This window comes from Lacimicrobium sp. SS2-24 (assembly GCF_002201535.1).
GTDB lineage: Bacteria > Pseudomonadota > Gammaproteobacteria > Enterobacterales > Alteromonadaceae > Lacimicrobium.
The window spans coordinates 118,415-142,837 of the sequence record NZ_NIWW01000010.1; the positions used below are offsets into that span (position 1 = coordinate 118,415).

General features: G+C 49.7%; 23 protein-coding genes. 7 read left to right on the plus strand and 16 right to left on the minus strand.

The window, feature by feature from the left end; all coding sequences use genetic code 11:
- Window positions 1-54: 54 nt before the first annotated feature.
- Complete coding sequence (locus tag CCY32_RS15520) at window positions 55-1,743, plus strand: NAD-dependent malic enzyme (RefSeq protein WP_088332307.1); 1,689 nt, start codon at window positions 55-57, stop codon at window positions 1,741-1,743.
- Between the two features lie 2 nt (window positions 1,744-1,745).
- Here the strand turns inward: CCY32_RS15520 and CCY32_RS15525 are convergent, their stop codons facing one another.
- Complete coding sequence (locus tag CCY32_RS15525) at window positions 1,746-2,153, minus strand: ACT domain-containing protein (protein WP_088332309.1); 408 nt, start codon at window positions 2,151-2,153, stop codon at window positions 1,746-1,748.
- 133 nt (window positions 2,154-2,286) lie between these two features.
- On the opposite strand from CCY32_RS15525, the gene CCY32_RS15530 reads away from it, so the two are divergent.
- Window positions 2,287-2,661: a PilZ domain-containing protein gene (locus CCY32_RS15530; RefSeq protein ID WP_088332311.1), complete on the plus strand. Its 375-nt coding sequence runs from the start codon at window positions 2,287-2,289 to the stop codon at window positions 2,659-2,661.
- Window positions 2,662-2,725: 64 nt separating this feature from the next.
- Here the strand turns inward: CCY32_RS15530 and radA are convergent, their stop codons facing one another.
- Complete coding sequence (gene radA / locus CCY32_RS15535; RefSeq protein WP_088332370.1) at window positions 2,726-4,090, minus strand: DNA repair protein RadA; 1,365 nt, start codon at window positions 4,088-4,090, stop codon at window positions 2,726-2,728.
- An 87-nt stretch (window positions 4,091-4,177) separates the two neighbouring features.
- Between radA and CCY32_RS15540 the strand changes: the two genes are divergently transcribed.
- Both CCY32_RS15540 and CCY32_RS15545 read left to right on the plus strand, forming a co-directional pair.
- Window positions 4,178-6,682 (plus strand): PilZ domain-containing protein, encoded by a 2,505-nt coding sequence (locus tag CCY32_RS15540; RefSeq protein ID WP_088332313.1) that lies wholly within the window; start codon window positions 4,178-4,180, stop codon window positions 6,680-6,682.
- A gap of 27 nt (window positions 6,683-6,709) precedes the next feature.
- Window positions 6,710-9,208, plus strand: coding sequence for a PilZ domain-containing protein (locus tag CCY32_RS15545; RefSeq protein WP_088332315.1), 2,499 nt, complete (start codon window positions 6,710-6,712; stop codon window positions 9,206-9,208).
- Window positions 9,209-9,368: 160 nt separating this feature from the next.
- On the opposite strand, the gene serB is transcribed toward CCY32_RS15545, so the two are convergent.
- Window positions 9,369-10,442, minus strand: coding sequence for a phosphoserine phosphatase SerB (gene serB, locus CCY32_RS15550; RefSeq protein ID WP_246840646.1), 1,074 nt, complete (start codon window positions 10,440-10,442; stop codon window positions 9,369-9,371).
- A 177-nt stretch (window positions 10,443-10,619) separates the two neighbouring features.
- Between serB and CCY32_RS15555 the strand changes: the two genes are divergently transcribed.
- Complete coding sequence (locus CCY32_RS15555) at window positions 10,620-11,219, plus strand: AhpA/YtjB family protein (protein ID WP_168171549.1); 600 nt, start codon at window positions 10,620-10,622, stop codon at window positions 11,217-11,219.
- Here CCY32_RS15555 and CCY32_RS15560 read toward each other — a convergent pair.
- From CCY32_RS15560 to rpoE, 10 genes are all read right to left on the minus strand, one after another.
- The gene (locus tag CCY32_RS15560; protein WP_088332319.1) at window positions 11,202-11,972 is read right to left on the minus strand and encodes a TatD family hydrolase; all 771 of its coding nucleotides are present in this window, start codon (window positions 11,970-11,972) and stop codon (window positions 11,202-11,204) included. The genes CCY32_RS15555 and CCY32_RS15560 overlap by 18 nt on opposite strands.
- A 19-nt stretch (window positions 11,973-11,991) precedes the next feature.
- Window positions 11,992-12,636: a pyridoxamine 5'-phosphate oxidase gene (gene pdxH / locus CCY32_RS15565; RefSeq protein ID WP_088332321.1), complete on the minus strand. Its 645-nt coding sequence runs from the start codon at window positions 12,634-12,636 to the stop codon at window positions 11,992-11,994.
- A 77-nt stretch (window positions 12,637-12,713) separates the two neighbouring features.
- Window positions 12,714-13,619, minus strand: coding sequence for a GTPase Era (era, locus tag CCY32_RS15570; RefSeq protein ID WP_246840647.1), 906 nt, complete (start codon window positions 13,617-13,619; stop codon window positions 12,714-12,716).
- Window positions 13,609-14,289 (minus strand): ribonuclease III, encoded by a 681-nt coding sequence (gene rnc, locus CCY32_RS15575; RefSeq protein WP_088332323.1) that lies wholly within the window; start codon window positions 14,287-14,289, stop codon window positions 13,609-13,611. The genes era and rnc overlap by 11 nt, the downstream gene beginning before the upstream one ends.
- Window positions 14,290-15,213 carry a signal peptidase I gene (gene lepB, locus CCY32_RS15580; protein WP_088332325.1) on the minus strand — a complete coding sequence of 308 codons (924 nt, stop codon included), beginning with the start codon at window positions 15,211-15,213 and terminating at the stop codon, window positions 14,290-14,292.
- The gene (gene lepA, locus CCY32_RS15585) at window positions 15,214-17,025 is read right to left on the minus strand and encodes a translation elongation factor 4 (RefSeq protein WP_088332326.1); all 1,812 of its coding nucleotides are present in this window, start codon (window positions 17,023-17,025) and stop codon (window positions 15,214-15,216) included. It abuts the gene before it with no gap.
- A gap of 105 nt (window positions 17,026-17,130) precedes the next feature.
- The gene (locus CCY32_RS15590) at window positions 17,131-17,628 is read right to left on the minus strand and encodes a SoxR reducing system RseC family protein (RefSeq protein ID WP_088332328.1); all 498 of its coding nucleotides are present in this window, start codon (window positions 17,626-17,628) and stop codon (window positions 17,131-17,133) included.
- Window positions 17,625-18,593 carry a MucB/RseB C-terminal domain-containing protein gene (locus tag CCY32_RS15595; RefSeq protein ID WP_088332330.1) on the minus strand — a complete coding sequence of 323 codons (969 nt, stop codon included), beginning with the start codon at window positions 18,591-18,593 and terminating at the stop codon, window positions 17,625-17,627. Before CCY32_RS15595 ends, CCY32_RS15590 begins: the two co-directional genes overlap by 4 nt.
- A 1-nt stretch (window position 18,594) precedes the next feature.
- A complete protein-coding gene (locus tag CCY32_RS15600; RefSeq protein ID WP_088332332.1) occupies window positions 18,595-19,173 on the minus strand; it encodes an RseA family anti-sigma factor in 579 nt (192 codons plus the stop codon).
- Window positions 19,174-19,221: 48 nt separating this feature from the next.
- Window positions 19,222-19,800 (minus strand): RNA polymerase sigma factor RpoE, encoded by a 579-nt coding sequence (rpoE, locus tag CCY32_RS15605; protein WP_088332334.1) that lies wholly within the window; start codon window positions 19,798-19,800, stop codon window positions 19,222-19,224.
- 243 nt (window positions 19,801-20,043) lie between these two features.
- On the opposite strand from rpoE, the gene nadB reads away from it, so the two are divergent.
- Window positions 20,044-21,636: an L-aspartate oxidase gene (gene nadB, locus CCY32_RS15610; RefSeq protein ID WP_088332336.1), complete on the plus strand. Its 1,593-nt coding sequence runs from the start codon at window positions 20,044-20,046 to the stop codon at window positions 21,634-21,636.
- A gap of 11 nt (window positions 21,637-21,647) precedes the next feature.
- Here the strand turns inward: nadB and CCY32_RS15615 are convergent, their stop codons facing one another.
- Genes CCY32_RS15615 through CCY32_RS15625 form a run of 3 tightly spaced genes read right to left on the minus strand, consistent with a single transcriptional unit; the run spans window position 21,648 to window position 23,185 of the window.
- A complete protein-coding gene (locus tag CCY32_RS15615) occupies window positions 21,648-22,502 on the minus strand; it encodes a MaoC/PaaZ C-terminal domain-containing protein (protein WP_168171550.1) in 855 nt (284 codons plus the stop codon).
- 4 nt (window positions 22,503-22,506) lie between these two features.
- Window positions 22,507-22,989, minus strand: coding sequence for a protein YgfX (locus CCY32_RS17495; protein ID WP_141096248.1), 483 nt, complete (start codon window positions 22,987-22,989; stop codon window positions 22,507-22,509).
- Window positions 22,934-23,185, minus strand: coding sequence for a succinate dehydrogenase assembly factor 2 (locus CCY32_RS15625; protein ID WP_088332342.1), 252 nt, complete (start codon window positions 23,183-23,185; stop codon window positions 22,934-22,936). The genes CCY32_RS17495 and CCY32_RS15625 overlap by 56 nt, the downstream gene beginning before the upstream one ends.
- 143 nt (window positions 23,186-23,328) lie before the next feature.
- Between CCY32_RS15625 and ygfZ the strand changes: the two genes are divergently transcribed.
- Entirely contained in the window at window positions 23,329-24,315 is a 987-nt protein-coding gene (ygfZ, locus tag CCY32_RS15630; protein WP_088332344.1) for a tRNA-modifying protein YgfZ, read from the plus strand.
- Window positions 24,316-24,423 lie beyond the last annotated feature (108 nt).

Consider the following 24,423-nt stretch of genomic DNA (forward strand, 5'->3'; position numbering starts at 1 on the left):
ACCGATTCAGGGATGATCGCGGCCATCGTTCTCAGAACCCAAAGGCTTGAAGCAATGACCACCAAAAAACGTCCTCTGTATATTCCCTACGCTGGCCCTTCGTTGCTGGAAACGCCACTGCTGAACAAAGGCAGTGCGTTTAGTGCAGAAGAGCGTAAAGCATTTAACCTCAATGGGTTACTGCCGCCGCGCTATGAAAGTATTGAGGAGCAGGTCAGTCGGGCATACATGCAATATTCAAGCTTTGATACCCCAATTAACAAGCACATTTATTTGCGTGCCATTCAGGACAACAACGAGACCCTGTTCCACCGGCTGGTACAGGAGCATCTTGAAGAGATGATGCCAATCATTTATACCCCTACCGTTGGGGATGCTTGTGAACAGTTTTCCGATATCTATCGCAGTTCCCGAGGCCTGTTTATTTCTTATGCAGAGCGCGAGCATATGGATGACATTCTTCATAATGCGACCAAACAAAAAGTAAAAGTGATCGTGGTAACCGATGGCGAGCGCATTCTGGGGCTGGGTGACCAGGGTATTGGGGGCATGGGGATTCCCATCGGCAAGCTGTCACTGTATACCGCATGCGGTGGTATCAGTCCGGCTTACACCCTGCCCGTGATGCTGGATGTTGGCACCAATAATGAAAAATTGCTCAATGACCCCATGTATATGGGCGCCCGCCACAAGCGTATTGACCAGCAAGAGTACGACGCCTTTATCGAAGACTTTATTCGCGCCGTGCAGCGACGTTGGCCCGATGCGATGATTCAGTTTGAGGATTTCGCCCAGCAAAATGCCACGCCTATCCTCAATCGCTACCGCCATCAGGTACGCTGTTTTAACGACGACATTCAGGGCACTGCTGCGGTAACGGTGGGTACGCTTATGGCGGCCTGTCGAAGCAAAGGCGCCAAACTGTCGGAGCAAAGGGTGGTATTTGTGGGTGCTGGCTCAGCCGGTTGTGGTATTGCTGAGCAGGTGGTGCAGCAAATGTGTGCAGAGGGACTGGACGAAAAACAGGCCCGCAGTCAGGTGTATATGGTGGATCGCTACGGTTTGCTGACCGAGGGTATGGAAGGTCTGCGGGATTTCCAGCAGGCACTGTGTCAGCAACAGGCCAATATCCGTGACTGGAGCTTCAGTGGAGAGTATGCCTCACTGCTGGATGTCATTCATTGCGCCACGCCCGATGTGTTGATCGGTGTATCCGGACAAGCAGGCCTGTTTACCGAGCAGGTAGTCCGAACCATGAAACAACACTGCAAACTGCCGATTATCTTTCCGCTGAGTAATCCCTCAAGACAAGTTGAAGCAAGGCCCGAACAGGTCATTGAGTGGACAGAAGGAGAGGTTATCATCGCCACCGGCAGTCCCTTTGAGCCCGTAAACTATAAGGGCACGTCATTCCCCATTACCCAGTGCAATAACAGCTATATTTTCCCCGGTATCGGCCTTGGCGTGGTTGCCACCAAAGCCAGGTTGATTACCGAAGAAATGCTGATGGCGGCCAGCGCTACACTCGCGGCAGCCTCACCGCTGGCCAATACGGGCAAAGGCGGCTTACTTCCGCCACTGACGGAGCTGTTCAAACTCAGCAAGGAAATTGCTTTTGAAGTGGGCAAAGTGGCCCAGGAACAGGGTCTGGCGCTGGAAATGTCTGACGACATGCTTAAAAGCAAAATTGAGGCGAATTTCTGGACACCGCAATACCGCCAGTACCGCCGCGTGAGCATGTAACCTTACTGCTGGTAAGACTGACTTAACCGGCGCAGTGCCTGCATGGCGAGCTCTGCCTGCTGTGCCGGCACAAACAAATGATCATGATAAAAGCCGGACACCGGGTTTACCCCCATCTCTAAGTCGGCCAGACAGCGGGTAACGGCGGCGAGAAACCCCACCGCATCGAGGGCTGAATGAATGCGCAGGGTGATCATCCGGCAGGTGAATTCGTACTCGAAAGCATGGCGCTCTGCCTCTTCTTGCTCAACAATCAGGGTGGGCCCCTGCTTTTCCATAAACCACATTTGTGGCTGTAATCCCGTAGGTAAGACAGCGTTCAATGGTAAACGGGCAAATACAAAAGTACGTGGATCCAGTGCGGGCTGCATCTTAGCCATTAGCGTCTTTAAGTTTTTCTCAGCGGTCATCACCTGTACCTTCTTTATCAGTCATCAGTGTCTCCTCCTGGCTCAGCGTTGCATCCAGTTTTTGACTGGAAATCATATAATTAGCCCATATGAAAAAGTAGGACTTTTACCTCAATAAGGCTATGCTTAGTATATGAATACAGAAAATCGTCGCCAATTTACCCGAATCATATTCTCGGCTCCTGTGGAGGCCCGACAAGGCAGCCACAAGTGGGAGTGCCGATTGCTGGATATTTCCTTGAAAGGTGTGCTTTTGGAAGCCCCTGAGCATTTCACCGCCAGCCATGAAGATTCCTTATTGTTGGTCGTTACCCTGCCTGGCATCAGCAGCAGTCTGATGATGGAAGGTCAGATTAAGCATCAGGATGACCATCAAATAGGGATCAAAATCAATATGCTGGATATTGATAGCGCATCCAGACTGCGCCGCCTGGTTGAGCTGAATGTCGGTGACGATACCTTACTAAAACGCGAACTGGAAAAACTCGCTAACCCCGAGACAAACTGAGTGCCGGGAAGCTAAACGTCCTAGCACCGGGGTATTGCCAGCCTTCTTGTGCAAGATTAGCGTTTTAAATCGCTTCCAGTGCCTGCGACAGGCGTTTCACCCCAACCACCGTCATACCGGGTATGGGATGTTTAGGACAATTGGCACTTGGCACAATAGCCCGTGTAAAACCGTGTTTTGCCGCTTCGCTCAGACGTTCCACCCCGTTTGGTACCGGCCGGATTTCACCTGCCAGCCCCACTTCGCCAAAGACAATCAATTCTCTGGGCAGAGTCTGATTTCTGAAGCTGGAAATCATTGCCAGTAACAAGGCAAGATCGGCGCTGGTTTCAGCCACCTTGACGCCGCCTACCACATTAACAAACACATCCTGATCATTCATCTGCACGTTGCCATGGCGATGCAGAACGGCAAGGAGCATTGCCAGCCGGTTTTGCTCCAGTCCCACGGCCAACCGCCTGGGGTTAGCCATTTGCGAATAATCCACCAGCGCCTGTATTTCTACCAGCAAAGGCCGGGTGCCCTCCCAGACAACCATCACCAGACTGCCAGGAGAGGGGTCATCTTCACGACTCAGAAAGATGGCAGAAGGATTACTGACTTCTTTGAGCCCCTTGTCAGTCATGGCAAACACACCCAGCTCATTGACTGCCCCAAAACGGTTCTTTTGTCCTCTTAGCACCCGGAATCGACTGTCTCCGTCCCCCTCAAGCATCATCGAACAATCAATGCAATGCTCCAGCACTTTTGGCCCGGCCAGTGAACCGTCTTTGGTCACATGCCCAACCATAAGTATGGCGATGTGATGCTGCTTGGCGAAACGGGTAAGATACGCCGCGCCTTCGCGCACCTGCGAGACGCTGCCCGGAGCAGACTGAATGTCGGCCAAGTGCATCACCTGGATAGAATCAATAACCATCAGCTCGGGTTTGTGTTTAAGGGCCAGTTCGCAAATGGTTTCAATACTGGTTTCCGCCAGTAACTTGAGCTTATCCGTTGGCAGCCCCAGTCGATTGGCCCGCAGCGCTACCTGTTGTAAAGACTCCTCACCGGTAACATACAACGCAGACCGTGATGCAGCCAGTTTACACATGGTCTGAAGCAGCAGCGTACTTTTGCCCGCCCCCGGGGAACCACCAATCAGAATCGCCGAACCCGGTACCACGCCTCCGCCCAGCACCCGATCAAGCTCCTGAAAACCAGAGCTGAATCGCGGCAGTGCCTGAAGATCGATATTTTCCAGAGTCTGTACTTGCGCGGCTACCTGGCCGGCATATCCATGGCGACGATGATCCTGTCCGTCTTTTGCCGATGCCAGCAACACTTCTGAAATACTGTTCCAGGCCCCGCAATCATTGCACTGCCCCTGCCAGCGTGGATACTCTGAACCACACTCATTGCAGACGTAGGCGCTTTTTCGTTTAGCCATGGTTTCCTCAGGATAAAATGAATGGCGCAAAGTATATCCTGACAATCAGCACATCAAAAGCTGGACACCTATACTCAGGCATGAATAATGGTGGGGTTAAAAATAAAACACCAACGTCAACGAGAGCTGCGCGTGCAAGAAAAACAACAATATGCACCGCCGGAATTGCTCGAAGAGCTGATTCCGAGCGTCCGTTCAAATAATTTTGATACGATTCTCAGACAAAAGACTTCAGATCTGAGCACAAATCAGCGTTTTTTGCTCAAAATGGAGCTGAAACGGTTATGCAAGCCTTGTGTGCGGCGTATCGATCTCAGAGGCATGGTGGATGGCCAATGCGAGCCTTACGAGTTCCAGGGACGAACCCATTATCTTGATGCGCTAGCCCAGGAAATCTTCAAACAACAGTTAGCCCTTTACAGCACCTATACACAAGGGGTCTATGAAGCGTTGCAGCGAACCCCAAACAGATTCACGCTGATACAACAGACTCAACACACCGCCTCAACTCATGCAGAGGCATCGACAAAAGCGGACCCAGGGCAAACAGATGCCTCCCTCACGATCCCCACTTTTCACTACCGTAACTACCCAATACGCTGTGAGGAAAGAATGCACTTTGCGATTGAGCTTGAAGTCAGGCTCAATGAGCAAAAAAGTATCAAAGCCAGCAGCACTAACATCTCTGCCAGTGGACTCCAACTGAAAATCGCCTCCGAGACTTCGCTCGAAAGTGGCCAGCGTTTGACCATTTTTTTTCGGGGATTGGAGCAAGAATATGTCCTTGAACCCGACGGCGTCGAGTATGACGTGGTGAGGACCCGACAGCGCAAAGACATGCAGTATGTCAGCTTACAACGTTGCCAAAGCGAACAGAGCACCGGCTTTGACAAGCTGCTCAGCACCTTTATTCATGGCAACAAACGGCGCTATAAAGTTAACCTGGACAATACCCTCGAAGCCGTTTTTAGTAAGGGCTTTGAACAGTACCACCTGAGCACACTCACAGCGCTGCCCATCTTTTTCGGGCGCTCATCCAAAGGTCATTCCTGTGCGCACTATGCATTGCTCAACGAGCAGAACAGTTCGCTGTATGAGCAGTTTCAGAAGAATCAATCCAATGGTCTGTGTCAATTACTCGCTCCCGCACGCCTGGCCAGGCTAATTACCGAAGCACAACAAAACCCTGACATGCTGCTCTACAGCTTCAGCTATTTGAAAAATCAAACGCGGCATTGGTATTTTGCAACCAGTTCAGAGTTAGACGATGACCGTAATCTCAAAGCCGCTTTTCTGAGTTTTGCAGTGCGGCAAAAGGACTGGCATGTCTATCATCTGAGGGTAAATGCGGTTGAACCACAGCAGAGCTACTATCCATCCTCTTTACCAGACAGCCTCGGTGAACAGACCCGAAAAGATAATCGCCCGCCCTCAGCAAGAGTGATGTCCAGAATTAACCATCTGACCCACATGTTGGTAATGACGGAGATAACCAACCCCAAGGCCGCAAGCCACTGCAGCGCCTATCCCCTGAGCAAGGCCGATTTGACCAGGGTAAACCGCCTGTTCCTGTGCCGCACGGCGAACCGTCCCCAAATTGTTCCTGTAGAACTGCAATATCGCAGCCTGCGCGCGGAGCCACGCTACCAGCATCAAAGCGAGGTATTGGTAACGCACCAAGGCCTGTCACTTAAGGCGATGACAGCAGACATTTCATCCCATGGCTTGAAGCTGTCCCTCAGTGGCCCCCTACCCTCGCCCGAACTGACTAATGTCAGTCTCAACTTTACACAGCTGCAGGAGGTAACAAGCAAATATCGCCTCTGCGATATAACCTATGAGGTGGTGGCTTATGATGCTGAGGCATTGGAGCTCAAACTCCGGCTAGACGACGATTTCAGTGACGCCAATCGTCAGGCCAGTCGTTTTTTCACCGAACTCATCGATCGCAACAAACGCAAATTGATAAAGGATCCGGAACGACAGTCTAACGTGGAGATAGCAGATGCGCTTAAGGTGATTTATGTGCGCAACAATCATCTACCCGCACTGTTTATGAGCAGGGAGAAAGGCCGCTGTGTACCTGAAGCGCTCAGCCTGCCAGTTATGGACTACTCACTGCGTACGCTCTTTGCTGAAAACGACACTGCGACATCGTTAGACTGGCTGTTTAAAGGAAAAAATGGCCAGTATCTGCAGCAATGGATCAAGCAGCAGGCCCTAACGGCAGAACCATTGTGTGCAGAGTTGCTGCTGACAGTTGGCGGTGATGGCAACATCAATGCTGTTTTTGTGGATGACTTCAGTACTCAGCATCTGCTCACTCAGTTTATCCGCATTAACCAGCGCCAGGGTCGGTTTAAAGCCATACGACTCATGTTACAGCCAACGGGACGACCGGACATCAGTCGTTTTGAAAATGAACTCAGGTACATCAGCTTGTATGCCCGTCACAAAGCCAAAGCGCTGGAGGAAACCTTGTGGAATATCTCTTATGTTTGCTTTTTGGCAGACATCAGCGCCGAGATACTGAATCGCTATGCCATTGCAATACAAGAAATTGACAAACTGACCGATAATATAGAAGGTTAAACTATTCAGCTTCGGTGGTGTTAAGGCATGAGTCAGGGAATTGAGCAGTATCAGGACATTTTAGAGCAGCTTAAGCCTGTCGTGAATGAGCCCACGTTCAATCAAATCTTGTCTCAGGTGGCAGCGACCGTTCCCAAAACCAAACGCTTCTTGCTGAAAATGGAATTAAAACGCCAGGCTAAACCCACCAACCGTATGATAGATCTGCGCGGACGGGTGGATGGAAAATGCCAGCCTTACGAGCACGATGGAATCACCCACTTTCTTGATGACGTTGCCACAGAAGTGTTTGAGCGTCAGGTACGAAGCTTTGGGGGCTATACCATTGGCGTTTATGAATCTGTTACCAATACTGAAAACAACTTCCGTGTAAAACATCAGGCGAAGCGCACCCAGCTAGCTCAGGAAGGCGACACCCTGCTCTCCGCCGAACAACAATACCAAACCCCTATTATTAGTTTCACCGGTGTGCACCAACGTCGCGAAGAGCGGATGAATTTTGTGGTGGAAGTCGAAGCCTTTACCGAACTTGATGAATCTGTCCATGCCCGCAGCATCGACATTTCCGTCAGTGGCCTCAAACTCAAGATCAGCAAACGCCACCTGCTCAAACCCGGGGAGAAACTCAGAGTCCATTTCAGAGGACTATCTGCCGAGTACGGCTTGTCACACCGTGACAGTGTCAGCTACCTGATTACAGATGTGGATCGCTCCAGAGAAGAGCAAAGAGTGAGCCTCAAACGTCTCTATGACAAGGATCAGGATGCCTTTGATGAACTGCTTCAGCGGCTGATACAGAGCAATAAGAGACGCTATAAGATCAATCTCGAAAACACCATTGATGCCATTATGGTGAAAGGCTACGAGCAATATTATATTCCTCACATTACCTCGGTGCCGGTGTTTATAGAATATAACGAAGATGACTCTCTCACCCCCAAATATCTGATCAGTAACGACTCGAACAGAGATAGCATACAGTTCTGGAACGATGAAGGCGGCGTTCTGCGCCTGGGGTACCTGTTCACCCGCAAACGGCTGCAATACTTGCTGCAAAAATCAGAAGCCGAGCGACATACTTACTTATTCGTCTTTACCCATACTGCGCAGGGCCGGGTGTATTTTTACAGTGCCACACTGGAAGAACTGGAAGCCCATCCAAAGCTCAGGGAATGTTATCTGGCCTATGGCTCCCGTAAAGCCAGTTGGCGCGTTTACAAGCTGCAGCTGACTGATATGCATCCGGAGCAATGTCATACCCCCTTGTCTTTGCCAGATTCCGTCAATGACCGCATTCGTCGAATGAATATGCCTCCGTCAGCGCGACTGATGGCGAAGCTGAAAAACTTGCGCCATATCGCACTGATTACCGATATCAGCAATGAGTGGAACATGCGCACCTATCAGCGTCGCAATCTCAAGCGGGAACTATTGTCGGAGCTGCAGATATTCTGCCATCCACGTAATCGCCACCCTGCTGAAATCACTCCCTATCGTTTTCAATATCAGGAGCTGCGCAGAGAAAACCGCTTTATGCTGCGCACAACGGTCACACTGCACATTGGCAACGACAAAGTTGACGGGGCTTCTGAGGATTTATCTCCCTCAGGACTAAAGGTGGAACTGGAAGAACCAACCAATTTAAAGATAGGGGATGATGTTCGTCTTTTTTTCCCCAAGTTAGCCAAGCAGATGAGCCGCTATGAACTGTCGAAAGTGTATTATCAGGTGGTTCGCATTAGCGAAGATGGCATGGTGCTGCACTTCAGGCTGGACGAGCAGGAAAAAAATGCAAAGCAGTTTTTTGATGATCTCATTCGCAGCAATAAACGCAAGCTGCGCAACAAAGGGGAGCCGCGGGATATGGCCGGTGTTGGCGAGGCGCTGCGTAACATTTATGCCGCCAATGTGGTCAATTTGGCCATGTTCATCAGTAAAGAGGGCATTGCGCTCAAACCGCAAAGCGTAACGTGTCCGCCACCCAGCCATCGTCTGTACTCATTGTTCTCACATCGTGCAGAGCAAGACATGCTCAATCTTTTCCCATTGTTTTGTGTTTTTGTCGAGGGCAAAAGCTTCGTTGAGCAGGCCATCAGGCACCTCAGAACACATCACAAGCCCGCCAGTTACGAATTACTGATTGCCTTTAATCCGGCTGCCGAGGAGATTGCTGAAGCCATACAAGTGAGGGTGTCACAACAGTTCAAAGACGATAAACAGAGGCGACAGTTTATTCAGGAGGCGCTGGATAGTGGTCAGTTCTTCGCCCTGCGTCTGTTCCTGACCCGCACCGGACGCCCTGATATCACCCTGCTTAATACTGAGCTCAGTTACGTCAGCTCCTATGCCGTGCATAGGGCCAAACTCCTTGAAGAACAACTCTGGTCCATTGCAGCCGTGGGCGACGTTCTGGACGTGACAACAGAAGTCGTGTATCGCTACGGCCTGTTTGCGAAAATCCGTCAACAGACTAAGCGACTTGGCAACGCATCAGCGAAGACGAAGCAGCCGGCCACCACCGACTGACCACGGCGCAGTGATAGTGATGACGATGAGCATGACACCAAATGCACTGTGTCGTAGTCAGCGATGCCATTATTTTGTCTTGCTCGGCCTGATTGATGGCGTGCGTCGCGGTCAGGTTCACTCTAAGGGCTAATCCTAAGGATTATCCTGCTTTGTCGTCTCAGCTTTCCAACAGGTAAAGGAGCTCATCCAGGCCACCAAAACGAATGGCGGCATCAGCCTGCTGCAGCACTACGGGTTTCGCCTTATATGCGACCCCGAGTCCGGCCCTGGCCATCATTTGCAAGTCGTTGGCACCATCACCCATGGCAATGGTCTGCTGCTGTTCAATGCCGTAACGCTGCGCCAGTTGCTCAAGCGTGCTGGCCTTAACGGCGCCATCGACAATGTCGCCTTGTACCTGTCCGCTCAACTTACCGTCAATAATCTCTAACTCGTTGGCACGGGCAAAATCTAATCCCAACCGCTGCTTGAGGTAATCGGCAAAAAAGGTAAAGCCTCCGGAAACCAGGGCGACTTTCCAGCCATGTTGCTTCAACACAGTAACCAGTCTCTCCAGCCCGGGCATAACTGGCATTGCATCGCGCACCTGAGAGAGTATCTGCTGATCTGCCTGCGCCAAACAGCCAACCCGGCTGCGCAAACTTTCTGCAAAATCCAGCTTGCCCTGCATCGCCTGCTCAGTGACCTCTGCCACTTGCTCACCGACACCGGCAAGACGGGCAATTTCATCGATACATTCCATGGCGATCATGGTGCTGTCCATATCCATCAACAGCAAACCCGGCCTCTTAAGGCTAACGGTGTGGGTGAGCAAATTCAGTTCCACCTGATGTGCCATCGCCAGCTCCTGCAACAAGGACTTTTCCACACCTTTGTCGGCCATCGTGATATCCATAACCACGGCATAATCAGGTAAGTGTTGTGAAGCTTTATGTGCACGCATACCCTGTACCTGAATGGTCTGCTCCAGAGCCTGTTGCAGGTTAAGAAGCTTGTCCAGGGTTAATGCCTGAGCCCTGACAATCAACCTGGCAGGACGACCGGCCTGCAAAAACGTTGCAGGCTTTTGCTCTGACAAAGCGCACGCCATTCCACCGAGCTGCTCAGCACTGAGATTGGTACAGACACGATGATGCTGTAAATGGGACAGCCGCAAATCGGGGATCGCAAAGAGCTGTCGCAAAAATAAGCCTGAGTGCAGCTGACTGGACTTGAGTTGCAGTTCGGTCAAAATCATTATCCGGGTAGCAAAAAACGAAGCACGATTCTACCCAATCCTCTGCATAGTCCCAAGAGGTAAATGGAATCACATATAGCCGCGTTCTGATCCTCAATACAACAGCCCTGATAAACGCTGCAGGATTGGCAGTAGCACCACCTGTGATATAGTGGCGCAATGAAGATATCAATGAGCTTTGATCACACGGAGCCGCTGGATCCCAGCACCTACTCCATCTATAAACGGTTGGCAAACCTAGGTTTAGCCTTTGCCGCGCTGGTGGTCGCCCTCAATATCTGGTTTTTTAGTGCCGGCCAGGACACACAAGACTTAGCGGAACAAACCGACCAACTAGGCCGCAGCCTTATTCAACAGGGCGCAGGGTTGGCCGCTATGGCTATGACATCAGAAAACGAGGAAGCCTTATCCATTCAGCAACTCCTGGATCAACTGGCCACGGATCCCCACGTACAGTCCGTCAGCCTGCATGACGCCAGAGGCAGAATGCTGAATACAGCCGGCACAGATACCCCTATCACCGATCTTTTTACGCAACAACAAACTGCCCACAGCCTGGTTTACGTGCAGGAAATTCTTCATCAACAAGAATTACAGGGCTACCTGAGACTGGTACTGGACCGTCAGCGAGTCTTACAACACCAGAACAGCTTGGTGCAGCACTACAGTCAGCAGACACAAATTCTGATGTTATTGGCTTTTGCCATCGGGATACTGTTGACGCGTGCGTTTTACAAACTGCGCTATGCCAGGCTAAGACAACCCGAATAGTTGAAGGGCGTTGTAGTCTGTATCTGCCTCAACCTTACTCACCGATTCACCGCGCAATTCAGCCACAACCGCGAGAATTTCTGGCAGATATTCAGGGCTGTTGCGTTGTCCCTGACGTCCATTGATGGGCATATCCGGCGCATCGGTTTCCAGCACTATGGATTGAAGTGGCAGTGAGGCCACCGTGTTTCGGGTCTTTTGTGCTCTAGGATAGGTAATGGTGCCACCAATACCCAGTTTAAACCCCCATTTCAGATACGCCTCGGCTTGTTCAAGGCTGCCGGAAAACCCGTGTATGACACCACCACAGCGGAAGTTACAGGCTTTGAGGCAATGCAAAATTCTATGATGAGACTTGCGATGGTGAACGATTACCGGCAATTGATATTGCGTGGCTAACGCCAGCTGATCGCAAAAAATGCGTTCTTGCTGATAGTCGCTTATCACCACCTGACCGCTGAAATCCAGGCCAATTTCACCCACAGCCCTGACCTGCCCCTCGAATCGCCGCAATGCGTCTTCCAACTGGTCAAGATGGACGTTTTCAAAATCCTCCAGAAACCAGGGATGTAATCCGAGTGCATACTCCAGCGTCGGATGACTGTTGCAAAGCTGTGTCAGCTTATACCAGCTCGACGCCTGCACACCGGGGATCAGTATTTTATCCACGCCTAGATCTGTTGCCCGCCGAATGACATCAATCCGGTCATCGTCAAAAACAGTAAAATCCAGGTGGCAATGGCTGTCAAACATCCGTAACGTCGTCCAAAGCCTATGGCATCAAACGTTCAATATGCCACTGTTCCTGTGAGCCAAGTCGATAACAAAACCTGTCATGTAAGCGATGCTCGCCGCCTTGCCAGAACTCAATTTCGTGAGGAATGACTCTAAAGCCCCCCCAAAATGCCGGTAAGCCAATTTCTCCGTCGGCAAATTTCTGTTTTACTTCGTTAAATTTACTGATCAACATTTGCCGGGTCGAAATGGGACGGCTTTGAGCCGATGCCCAGGCAGCCAGCTGACTCTCACGTGGTCGCGAGAGAAAGTATCGGGCAACTTCGGCCTTGGATAGAGGCTCCGCTGTGCCACACACTTTCACCTGGCGCTCAAGCAAATGCCAGGGAAAATGCAGTGAAATACGGTTATTGATGGCCAGTTCCCTGGCTTTACGGCTTTCCAGGTTGGTATAGAACACAAAGCCCTTTGCAGACACATCCTTGAGTAAAACAATACGCTGAGAGGGCTGTCCTTGTTGATCTACGGTGGCAATAGTCATCGCGGTAGGATCGGGAACCCCTGCGTCGATCACCTCTTTGAGCCAAGCTTCGAACTGTACAAGCGGGTTGGCATCGAGATCTTCTCTGTGCAGGCCACCCCGGGTGTATTCGCGCCGTATCTGTGCAAGATTATCTATCATTAACTGCCTCTTTGTTATGTAAGCGCCGACAGATAACGAGAAGCACGACAGATTAACGTGGGTAGTGCATTCCCCTATTAATTCTCACCGTACCCGAGGCTACGCAACGCCCTCTCATCATCGGCCCATCCTGATTTTACTTTCACCCAAAGCTCCAGAAACACCTTGTTGTCAAACAGTCTTTCCATGTCCTGTCGGGCTTCCTGACCAATGGTCTTGAGGCGCTGACCACCTTTACCAATCACCATGGCTTTCTGCGTGTCCCGCTCAACCAGAATTAAACCATTTATCTGGTATACACCTTTATCACTGAGTTTAAACTGCTCGATTTCCACAGTAACCGAATAGGGTAATTCATCCCCGGTGAAACGCATCAGTTTCTCGCGAATGATCTCTGCGGCCATAAAACGGGATGATCGATCAGTAATATAGTCATCAGGGAAAAAATGATCACTGGGTGGCAGACTTTTATGCACCATCTCCCTGATCCTGTCGACATTCTGGCCCTGTTTGGCAGACAGAGGAATGACCTGTGCGAAGTTATGCTTTTCTGCCAGCCACTGCATTTGAGGCAACAAGGTGTCCCGATCCTGAATCTTGTCGGTTTTATTGACTAACAACCAGCATTCAAGACCGCTATCTTTAATTTTGTTGAGCACCATTTCATCATCATCGGTCCAGCGCGTTCCCTCTACCAGAAACAACACCAGCCCGACATCACTCAGGGTGCTCGAGGCCGCCCGGTTCATAAATCGATTAATGGTGCGCTTTTCTTCGCGGTGTAAGCCTGGTGTATCTACATAGACCGTTTGATAGGGACCTTCGGTGTCAATACCCAGAATGCGATGACGCGTGGTTTGCGGTTTACGGGATGTGATACTGACCTTTTGTCCCAACAACTTATTCAGCAAGGTTGATTTGCCGACGTTCGGGCGACCGACTATGGCCACCATACCGCAGTAACTCTCTTGTTCAGCTGTCATGGCTGAGTTTCTCCATCACTTTTCTGGCTGCTTGTTGCTCGGCACGACGACGGCTGTTACCGGTTGCCGAAACGACCTGCTGCAATTCCGCGATCCGACACTCAACCACGAAGGTTTGCTCGTGAGATTTACCTGTTATTTCTACCACTTCATAATCAGGCAAAGGTAATTTTCGCCCCTGCAGATATTCCTGCAAACGGGTTTTATGATCTTTAGGGTGTTCATTAGGATTGAGCTTCTGCAACCGTGTTGCGTACCAGGTAAGAATCAGTTTGCTTACCGTTTCAAGTCCGGCCTCTAGGAAGATGGCTCCGATAATGGCCTCTACCGCATCCGCAAGAATACTGTCACGTCTGAATCCCCCACTTTTCAGCTCGCCCGGACCTAATTTGAGTAGTTCTCCGAGTTCAAACTCCCGCCCCAGCTCAGCCAGCGTGTCCCCTTTAACCAATGTGGAGCGCATACGGGTCAGTTTACCCTCGGGCTGAGTGGGAAAACGCTGATACAACTCATTGGCTATTACCATACCCAGCACGGCATCACCGAGAAACTCAAGCCGTTCATTGTGCTGCTTACTGGCACTACGGTGGGTCAGAGCAAGCTCCAGCGCCGCCTCATCCTTAAAGGTATAGCCCAGTTTTTGGCTTAGGCTGTAATAGTCCTGGTGCATTTAGTCGATACCACCGATACGTTCAAAGCGAATACCTGTGGGGATCCAGCCCGGCACCCAGCTACTCGGAGGACGGTCAAACTCAAAACTTATCCAGATGGCAACGGCTTTCCCTACCAAATTTTCATCAGGAACAAAGCCCCAATAGCGACTATCACGGCTATTGTCTCTGTTGTCGCCCAGAACAAAATAATGTCCTTCCGGCACCAGAAACTCATCATCTGAGGTGCCAGGCTGAGCATAGTAATGCTGTTCCAGCGGCAGAACGGCCGGATTTCTCAACACGCCATGAGGAACCTCTCCCAATTGCTCAGTGAAACGCTCAAGTGGGATCATGTCCTGATAGAACTCTCCGCGCTTTTCAAACTTGAGTGGAACAGGTTGCAGCTGTGAACAGCTATCATTGTCAGTGTTTTCGCATGCAGGGCGAATATAAACCTGCTTATTGCGATACACCACAGTGTCACCCGGCAATCCGACAACGCGCTTGATGAAGTCCACATTGGGATCTTCAGGATACTTGAAAACGGCGATATCACCGCGTTCCGGACTTCCCATCTCAATAAACTTTTTCCTGGCGACAGGATCCTTAAGCCCGTAGGAAAACTTATCCACCAGAATGAAATCTCCCACCAGCAAGGTTGGCATCATTGAGCCCGAGGGGATCTGAAAAGGTTCATATAAGAATGAACGCAACACCAGAACAAAAGCAATGACCGGAAAAATCTGCTGTGCGGTGTCCACCAGATACGGAACCGGTGCCACCTTATTCAGCGCTTCATCATCCAGTTGCCCCCCTGCTGATTGCTGGGCGAGGCTCAGCTTCTCCTTGCGCTTGGGCGCCCACAGGAGAGAATCAGCTAGCCAGATAAGACCGGAAGCCACCGTGAGGATCACCAGAAATATGGAGAAATAATTAGCCATTTACTTTCCTACCTTGAGCACGGCCAGGAAAGCGTCCTGTGGCAATTCCACATTACCTACCTGCTTCATGCGTTTTTTACCTTCTTTTTGCTTCTGCAACAGTTTTTTCTTACGGCTTACATCACCGCCATAACACTTGGCGATAACATTTTTTCGCAGCTGTTTTACTGTGCTTCTGGCAATAACATGGTTGCCGATAGCAGCCTGTATGGCGATATCGAACATTTGTCTCGGGATCAGCTCGCGCAACTTATCCACCATCTCTCGCCCGCGACGCTGAGAATTATCCCTGTGAGTGATCAAAGCTAAGGCATCAACCCGCTCGCCGTTAACCAGAATGTCCACTCTGACCATATCGGCTACCTGAAACTTCTTGAAGTTATAGTCCAGTGAAGCAAAACCACGACTCGTTGACTTCAGACGATCAAAGAAATCCATGACCACCTCTGCCATAGGCAGTTCGTAGGTGACGGCAACCTGATTACCGTGGTAGGTCATATGGGTCTGAACCCCTCGTTTCTCGACGCACAGCGTTATAACATTGCCCAGATAGTCTTTGGGTACCAAAATATTGGCCTCCACGATGGGTTCGTGGATTTCCTCGATGTCGTTCACCGCAGGTAGCTTTGACGGATTATCGACGCTTACCGTCTCACCTTTGGTGGTGACAACCTCATACACCACCGTCGGTGCCGTGGTGATCAAGTCGAGATCGTATTCACGCTCCAGGCGCTCTTGCACAATTTCCATGTGCAACATACCGAGAAATCCAATACGAAAACCAAAACCCAGCGCAGAAGAACTTTCTGGTTCGAAAAACAACGATGCATCGTTTAGCGCCAGCTTGGACAACGCGTCTCTGAAATCTTCATAGTCATCAGAACTAATCGGGAACATGCCCGCATAAACCTGGGGTTTAACTTTCTTAAATCCGGGCAAGGCTTTCTCAGCAGGTTGCTTGGCAAGCGTCAGCGTATCACCCACGGGTGCCCCTTGAATCTCCTTGATACCCGCGATAACAAAGCCTACCTCACCGGTTCTCAGGACACCCGTATCCGTCGCTTTCGGTGTGAAGATACCAATCTTGTCCACCTGATGAACCTGCCCATTTGACATGATCTTGATCTTGTCTCCTGAACGCAGCTCACCGTTGATGACGCGAACCAGGGATACGACCCCCTGATAGTTGTCGAACCACGAGTCGACGATCAAGGCTTGCAAGGGCGCTTCAAGATCACCTACAGGTGGCGGGATCTGACGCACAATAACTTCCAGCACATCTTCAATACCCACGCCAGTCTTGGCAGAGCAGCGTACTGCCTGCAGCGCATCTATTCCGACAATGTCTTCAATTTCTGCAGCAACCCGATCCGGCTCAGCCTGAGGCAAGTCAATCTTGTTCAGAATAGGAACCACTTCAAGATCCATCTCTATCGCTGTATAGCAATTAGCCAGCGTCTGCGCCTCGACACCCTGACCGGCATCAACAACTAACAAGGCTCCCTCACAGGCAGCGAGGGAACGGGAAACCTCATAAGAGAAATCCACATGGCCCGGAGTATCAATAAAATTCAACTGATAGGTTTCACCGTCTTTTGCGGTGTAGTTGAGCGTGACACTTTGCGCCTTGATGGTAATGCCGCGCTCTCGCTCAAGATCCATCGAATCCAGCACTTGCTCGGCCATTTCCCGATCTGTCAGTCCCCCACAGGTATGAATGAGGCGGTCGGATAGCGTCGACTTACCGTGGTCAATATGAGCAATGATGGAGAAGTTGCGAATATGCTTAAGCTGCTTAGTGTTTTCTGACATGTACCTGCTACTTCGTATGCTGAATGCGTTGATTTAAATTAAGGCGGCGATTTTACCTTGTTCTTGCGCGCTTTGCGATCTGTTGCACAAAACTACAAGCGACAGTTAGTGTGTACCGCTATGTTCAGCATGAACGGGGATGGCGTCACTTCCATGCTTGCCGGGCAGAATGGCAAGCAATCGGGGCTGGTAGGTAGGCTTTTCGTCATTTTTCAGAATATGGCGAATTTTAAGAAAGCTCATCAAGGTGGCCACAAAGCTCACCATTACGATCCATAATTCGTTATGCAATCCCAGCTGGGGTAGAACATACTGAGCACTCAGTGCACTGATAACAAGCACCAGCAAAGGAACAAGATAGATCAGCGCAGACGCCCCGAGCAGAGCCTCTTCGGGAATACCCAATTTGACCTGCTGGCCCACTTCTGCAGGCTTGTTACAACGAAAAATCAATGTCTGTGTCTTTGGTGAGAAAGTGCGGGCAACGGCACCGGTGCCACAGGACTGGTTTGCAACACAACCACCACAGGTCGTCTTGATCATAGTCTCAACCCAAATATGATCATTATCTACTGCTTTGATCGTGCCTAATTCTTCAATCAACGTGGGCCCCCAAAGCGAATAGATTTAGCGATAGAGCTGGCCGTTTGAGGTGGCAATTTACCAACAACGGTGATCTCCATATCCCCTACCTGCAAAGACAAAAGCGTATTGGCCCCCTGTTGAAGCCAGCCATTTTCTGCAGGTACCGCATTTAACTTTTGCAAATACACCGACACATCGATCATGCCATCACTGAGCATCATGTAATCCACCCATTGACCCGTTAAGGGCAACCGATGGGCACTGCGTCTTACCTCTGTCATACCCGTTGGCAACCATTCCAGCTGCCAATCTGGCTTTTCCGACTGGCCGTTTATTGGAGAAATTTCGGGCGGCATTTTCTCGGTTTCGATACGTGAAAAATATTCATCAGGTTCAGCGGTGACTTGCATGGATGTCACCTGAATTTGCTCCAGTGGTTCCCCCTGCATATCCAACATATCGAGACGTAAAATCAAGGCTGTTTGCTTGTCCAGCCATAAATTGTAGCTATAGCGGCTCTTATCTTTACTCACAATTCTCAGTTGCTGAGCCAGCCGGCCAGAAATCCGGCTGGTGCCTACCATGACAAAATCATACCCTTGTCCAAGGGTAACGGGTTGGCGAAACAGTTCGGCCGGAATAGGCCCGTTGATGACGTCTGACTTTAGAGAATACGGCGGTACATTGGGTTCAAAATAGCTAACTTTATCTCCCAGACGAACAATCTCCCGACCGGGACCGTTTAGCAGACTCAGGTGCTCCATTTCCTCACCCTCAACCAAGGCATGGCGCCAAGTATAGGGTTCGAAATCACCATTGGGATAGAGTAAAACAAAAGAAACCTGGTAGTTGAGGTTGCGCAACGACCAAACCATTTTTTCCAGCCAGGCTTTGGCCAGATTATCAGTCCTCTCTTCCTGCTGTGCCAAAACGGGCAACGAGAAAACAACCAGCAATATCAGCAACGCAGGTAAACGAGTCATCTTATTTTTGTTCAGTTTCCTTGTCGCTCTCTGTCTGTTGTAGGTTCTCTGACTTCAATCGCATCTGACGTTGATGATCATTCAGATACGCATTAATACGGCGTTTTTGCTCAATGGCATCGGTTCTTGGCAATGCCCGGGTTTGTTCAAGGCTTACAGGTGACAAGCCACCTGTCTGCATACCAGGTAACTGCAATGCAGGCGCTGAGCTGAATGGTTGTTCAGGTTGAGGTTGGTTCAACTGCTGAACACCTATGATCATGGCAGCAGCAACGGAAGCCGCAATGGCCGCTTGCCCTCCGCGACGCAGGAATGGCACCACAGCGCCAATCACAGGTATATCCCTGATGCCTTTTCTCGGCGCCAGAATGGCAGGTTCTGCTTCTATGGCCTTAGCAACACTCGCGCTGATATCAAAATCCAACTGCTGCGGAAGTTCCTTGCGAAGTCCATCACGAATCAGGTGATATCTCTGCCACTTAGCCGACAACTCCTTGTCGCTACAGGTTTCTCCGATCATGCCTGAATTAGACTCACCGTCCATCCAAGCTGAGAGATCTTCAAATTTTTTATCCGTCATAAACTCTGGTTCCTGTTAACGCGTCACCGTTTTGCTGTATCAATCTGACTAGCGCTGCAAAAGAGGCTGTATGACCTTGTCGATAGCTTCTCTGGCTCTGAAGATCCGCGACCTGACTGTACCAACCGGACAATCCATAACAGTGGCAATCTCTTCATAACTCAACCCTTCTAATTCTCGTAAGGTTATCGCCATACGCAAATCTTCGGGTAACTTATCCACAGTGTCAAATAACAGCTTCTCCATTTGCTGCGACATCAGTGAGCGTTCAGGAGAATTGTTCTCCTTGAGTGCATCACTGCCATCGTAAAAATCTGCTTCATCTGCGTCAACATCGTTTGCAGGTGGCTTACGCCCCTGGGCCACCAAATAATTCTTGGCGCTGTTAACTGCGATACGGTACAACCAGGTATAAAACGCACTGTCACCCCTGAAATTAGGCAGGGCTCGATAAGCTTTGATAAAGGTTTCCTGCGCCACATCGGCGACGTCACCGGAATTCTTTACATACCTTGATACAAGATGGGCCACTTTATGTTGATACTTCACTACCAACAAATTAAAGGCATTTTTATCACCCTGTTGTACCTTTTCAACCAATTGTTGATCTGTATATTGCTCGCTCATCCGAGCCACATCTCCTATCCACTACTTTCTGATGCTATGGCTCAACGCAAGCACAGAGGTAGACTGCGGGTTAAAAAAAAAGTTCGAAATTATTTTTATAGTTTGTACTTTAAATTGTGCTGTCTCTGTTTTTTCTCAGACAGAATCAAGATAAGCACCCTAACTGAAGGACAAATGGTGAATCTTTTTATGCTTTTCAATAGTATCATGCCGCGAACAGTTAAAAACCAGTAAGTTTACCCCATGCCCCACACTATTGAACACGAATGCGACCTGTTGATTATAGGCAGCGGTGCCGCAGGATTGAGTCTGGCATTGAAGCTCGCCGAGCACTGCAACATCATTGTGCTCAGTAAAAGTGCGGTGAGTGAGGGATCAACACTGTATGCGCAAGGGGGGATTGCCGCAGTATTTGATGAAAATGACTCCATCGCATCCCATGTACAGGACACAATGGACGCCGGTGCCGGACTCTGCGATAAAGAGGCGGTAGAATTCACGGCTTCCAATGCCAAAAGTGCACTGGAGTGGCTAATCCACTTTGGCGTCCCCTTTGACCAGGAGACCGATCCCAGTGGTGATGCTCGCTATCACCTGACAAGAGAAGGCGGTCACAGTCACAGAAGAATACTGCATGCTGCAGATGCAACAGGCAAAGCCGTACAGACAACCTTAGTGGATGCCGTAAAACGCCACCCCAATATTCGTCTGTTTGAGCGCTATAATGCTGTCGATTTGATTCGCAGTCGCCAACAACCTAAGCATTTGCTTGGGGCTTATGTATGGAATCGTCAGGCCGAACGTGTAGAGCATATTCGCAGTCGCTTTGTAACATTGGCGACAGGCGGGGCGAGTAAAGTGTATCAATACACCTCCAACCCCGATGTTTCCAGTGGTGATGGCATTGCTATGGCCTGGCGGGTTGGCTGCCGGGTGGCCAATATGGAATTCAACCAGTTCCATCCAACCTGTTTATACCATCCTCAGGCACGTAACTTTCTCATCACTGAAGCTCTCAGAGGTGAAGGCGCGTATCTCATCCGTGAGGATGGAAGCCGCTTCATGCCTGAGTTTGATGAACGAGCTGAATTGGCACCCAGGGATATTGTTGCAAGAGCCATCGATTTTGAGATGAAGCGCTTAGGGGCAGATTGCATGTACCTGGATGTTCGGCATAAGCCGGCTGAATTTATAAAAAGTCATTTCCCAACCATTTATGAAAAGTGCAAAAGCCTCGGCATCGATATTACTAAAGAGCCTATTCCCGTTGTTCCTGCGGCCCATTATAGTTGCGGCGGAATCGTGACCGATTTCAACGCCCGTACCGATCTGAATAACCTCTATGCCGTGGGAGAAGTGGCCTATACCGGACTTCATGGTGCCAACCGAATGGCTAGCAACTCACTACTGGAATGTGTCGTTTTTGCCCGGGCTGCGGCAGAACATATTCAGGCTAACCTGACTCAGACTGCAACCAATGAAAAAATCCTGCCCTGGGACGAAAGCCAGGTTAACGACTCAGACGAAGAAGTGGTTATTCAACACAATTGGCATGAACTGCGGCTGTTTATGTGGGACTACGTGGGTATTGTACGCACCAATAAACGACTGGAACGGGCATGGCATCGGATTGAGTTACTCAAGCGAGAAATCGATGAGTATTACTCGCACTTTCGGGTCAGTAATAACCTCCTTGAATTACGAAACCTGGTTACAGTCGCAGAACTTATTGTGCGCTGTGCCATGATGAGAAAGGAAAGCCGAGGGTTACATTACAACCTCGATTACCCTGAACAGTTGGCTAATTCAACACCTTCTATTCTAACGCCACCCTGAAAGGCTCACTCTTAATCAAACCGCTGATATTTACCGCTTAAATGAAGGCTGGTGCCATCCTCAGATGCCAATGTGAATGAGCCACATGCCCGCTCGGCATGACAATTAAACCGTACATTACAGGGCAAAAAAACAGGCTTTCGAAAACTGACTTTTATTTCAAAGTTATCACCAAGCTGATCTTTCATAGCAGAGATACACCGCCCTTTACTCCACATACCATGAATAATCTGAGCTTTGAAACCAAAGAAGCGAGCTGACCAGGGGTAGAGGTGAATGGGATTGTAATCCCCTGATACTTTGGCGTATTGGCGCCCAAGACTGGCATCAAGGTTCCATTCTTCACCGCCCGTCAGCTCTGCAGGTGCCGAACTGGGTGTTCGCTTAGGCAAGTCTCCTGTTTTTACCAAACTAATACTCTTTCCCTGCCAGACCAGAATATCATCAACCTCTATCTGCGTGACCAAGGTCACCTGCCACCCCAGGCGATGCCGTCTAAGCCCGTCAAAATAACAACTTACGTTCAGTTTCTCGTCACGGCGAATAGCTCGATACTGACGGATATGGTTTTCCATGTGAACTAACCCCATCACTTTAAACGGGAAACCTTTGTCCAGTAACAACGCAAGATGAAGGGGTAACGCCAGACAATGCAACCAGGCTGGATGAACATGCTCCGTTTCATGCCAATGCAACAACCTATGGTATTCATCCATTTTTTCTGAGCCAGGCTCCAGCCCTTCGCACCGTAATGTCACATTGGGTAAGCTGGGTAACTCACCGGAGAAGGACGATTTCATCGCGGCTTTCAGCAGCATAGGTGGAACGGCGGGCAAGGATGACGGTGTAAACTCCCTGATAAGCATAGCCTTACTCCTGTACATTATAGTAAGTGGATTGTCTGCGGAGGATAATACGGCACAAACGACGATAGTCCCGCTCCGGTACCTGATCCCTGAAAATGATGAGTTTTTTGACTGTGTGACCAGTGAACTTGTCCACCAGGCACACGATCAACAGCCAGCCTGTCACCCGAGATAAAGAAGAGAGTTGCCACTGGCCACTATCTTCTTCTGCCCACTGCCAGTCTCCTTGTTCAGACACCATAAAGGTGCGCTGAATCTGTGGTGACCTCAGCCAAAAACATAATGAAGTAACACAGAGCAAACTCAGAAAAAACTGTAACCAGACCTGCTGCCCATGCACAGAAGGCTGCCACAACCAAATACTCAAAAGGAGTAGGGCATGCAGGGCTACCAGTGCACGCTGTCTGTATTGCGAAAATTTAAGCTCTACCCTATACCTTGACACGATTAACGATGATATTGACCATTGCCGACAGCTCCGGATCATCACACGTTCTGTGTCCCATTACCCATGCAAAAAGGTCTGGATCATCACAGGTTAACAAGCGTTCAAAGGTTTCTTTTTGTTCGTCACTCAGTTCATCGAAAGCTTGTTCCAGAAAAGGCAGTAACAGCACATCTAACTCGAGCATCCCCCTTCGGCATGCCCATTTCATGCGATTGATCCGTTTGGTGGTAAACATCATTTCTCCAAACCAACAGTGTTATCCAACTATACCAATTTGATGGCGCAATTGCTTCATTCAAGCTGGCTTCTCGTTTAATACTTGCAAAAGGTCTCGCTATCCCCATATTTTACCTCAACACCAATAAATAAAAGACTTAGATGACAGCTAACAACCTACCAAATACTGCAGCAGACGCACCTGATGAATTCCTGGTTCCATTGACAGACAGGGCGGTACTACAATTATCAGGTGCTGATACACATAAATATTTGCAAGGTCAGCTGACACAGGACATGAACCTGTTAACGGATGAACATGCCGTTCTGGGCTGTCACTGTGAATTTAAAGGCAAAACCTGGGACATCTATACCGTCGCCCAGACAGATAGCGATTTCCTATTAATAGGTCATGAGGGTGCGATTGAAAAATCGTTAGAGCAGCTACAAAAGTATGCTGTATTCTCGCAAGTCGAGATTTCTCGTTCAAAAGTCTATCGGTTACTAGGTGGTCGAGGCCAATTTTTAGAAAACTGGATCGATAACCACTTTAGTAGAGTTCCAGAGAATCATCTTGATTCAGCGCACAGTGATGCCGGTTTAGTGATCAGATACGACTATCCACACGTTCGCTATATGTTGATACTCACCAAGGAAGCCGCTGACAATCTGATAAACATTGCCCCTAACTTTACAGTAACGTCACTTTGGAAGCTGATGGATATTCGCGCTGGAATACCCAGCTTAAATGCTGAAACCAGTGGAGAATATGTCCCACAGATGTTGAATATGCAGGCTCTGAATGGAATTAGCTTCAGTAAAGGCTGCTATATGGGACAGGAAGTGGTCGCTCGCACCAAGTTTTTAGGAAAAAATAAACGCGCCACGTTTATCCTCAAAGCTGATAGCAACGCCACAATGGCTCCTGGTAGCCTTCTTGAGAAGCAAGTTGGAGAACATTGGCGCCGCGGCGGTACAGTACTGTCAGTAGTCACTTTAGCGAAGGAAACCTGGCTCCTTGCGGTGTTGTCTAATGACACGCAAGCGGATGAAGTGCTGCGTAGCAAAGATGCGCCTGAGATCCTGTTCAAAGTACAACCTCTCCCCTATACATTAGAGCCTGAGAGCGACAAATCAGCCCTGCAATAAATAGGAAAATACGGCCTTATAAGCCCCCTGCTACTCACGTTCTCGGCAGGGATTCTCCTGGGAACGACGCCCAACTGAAGTGCGCTCCGTATCAGTAGCAATTACCGC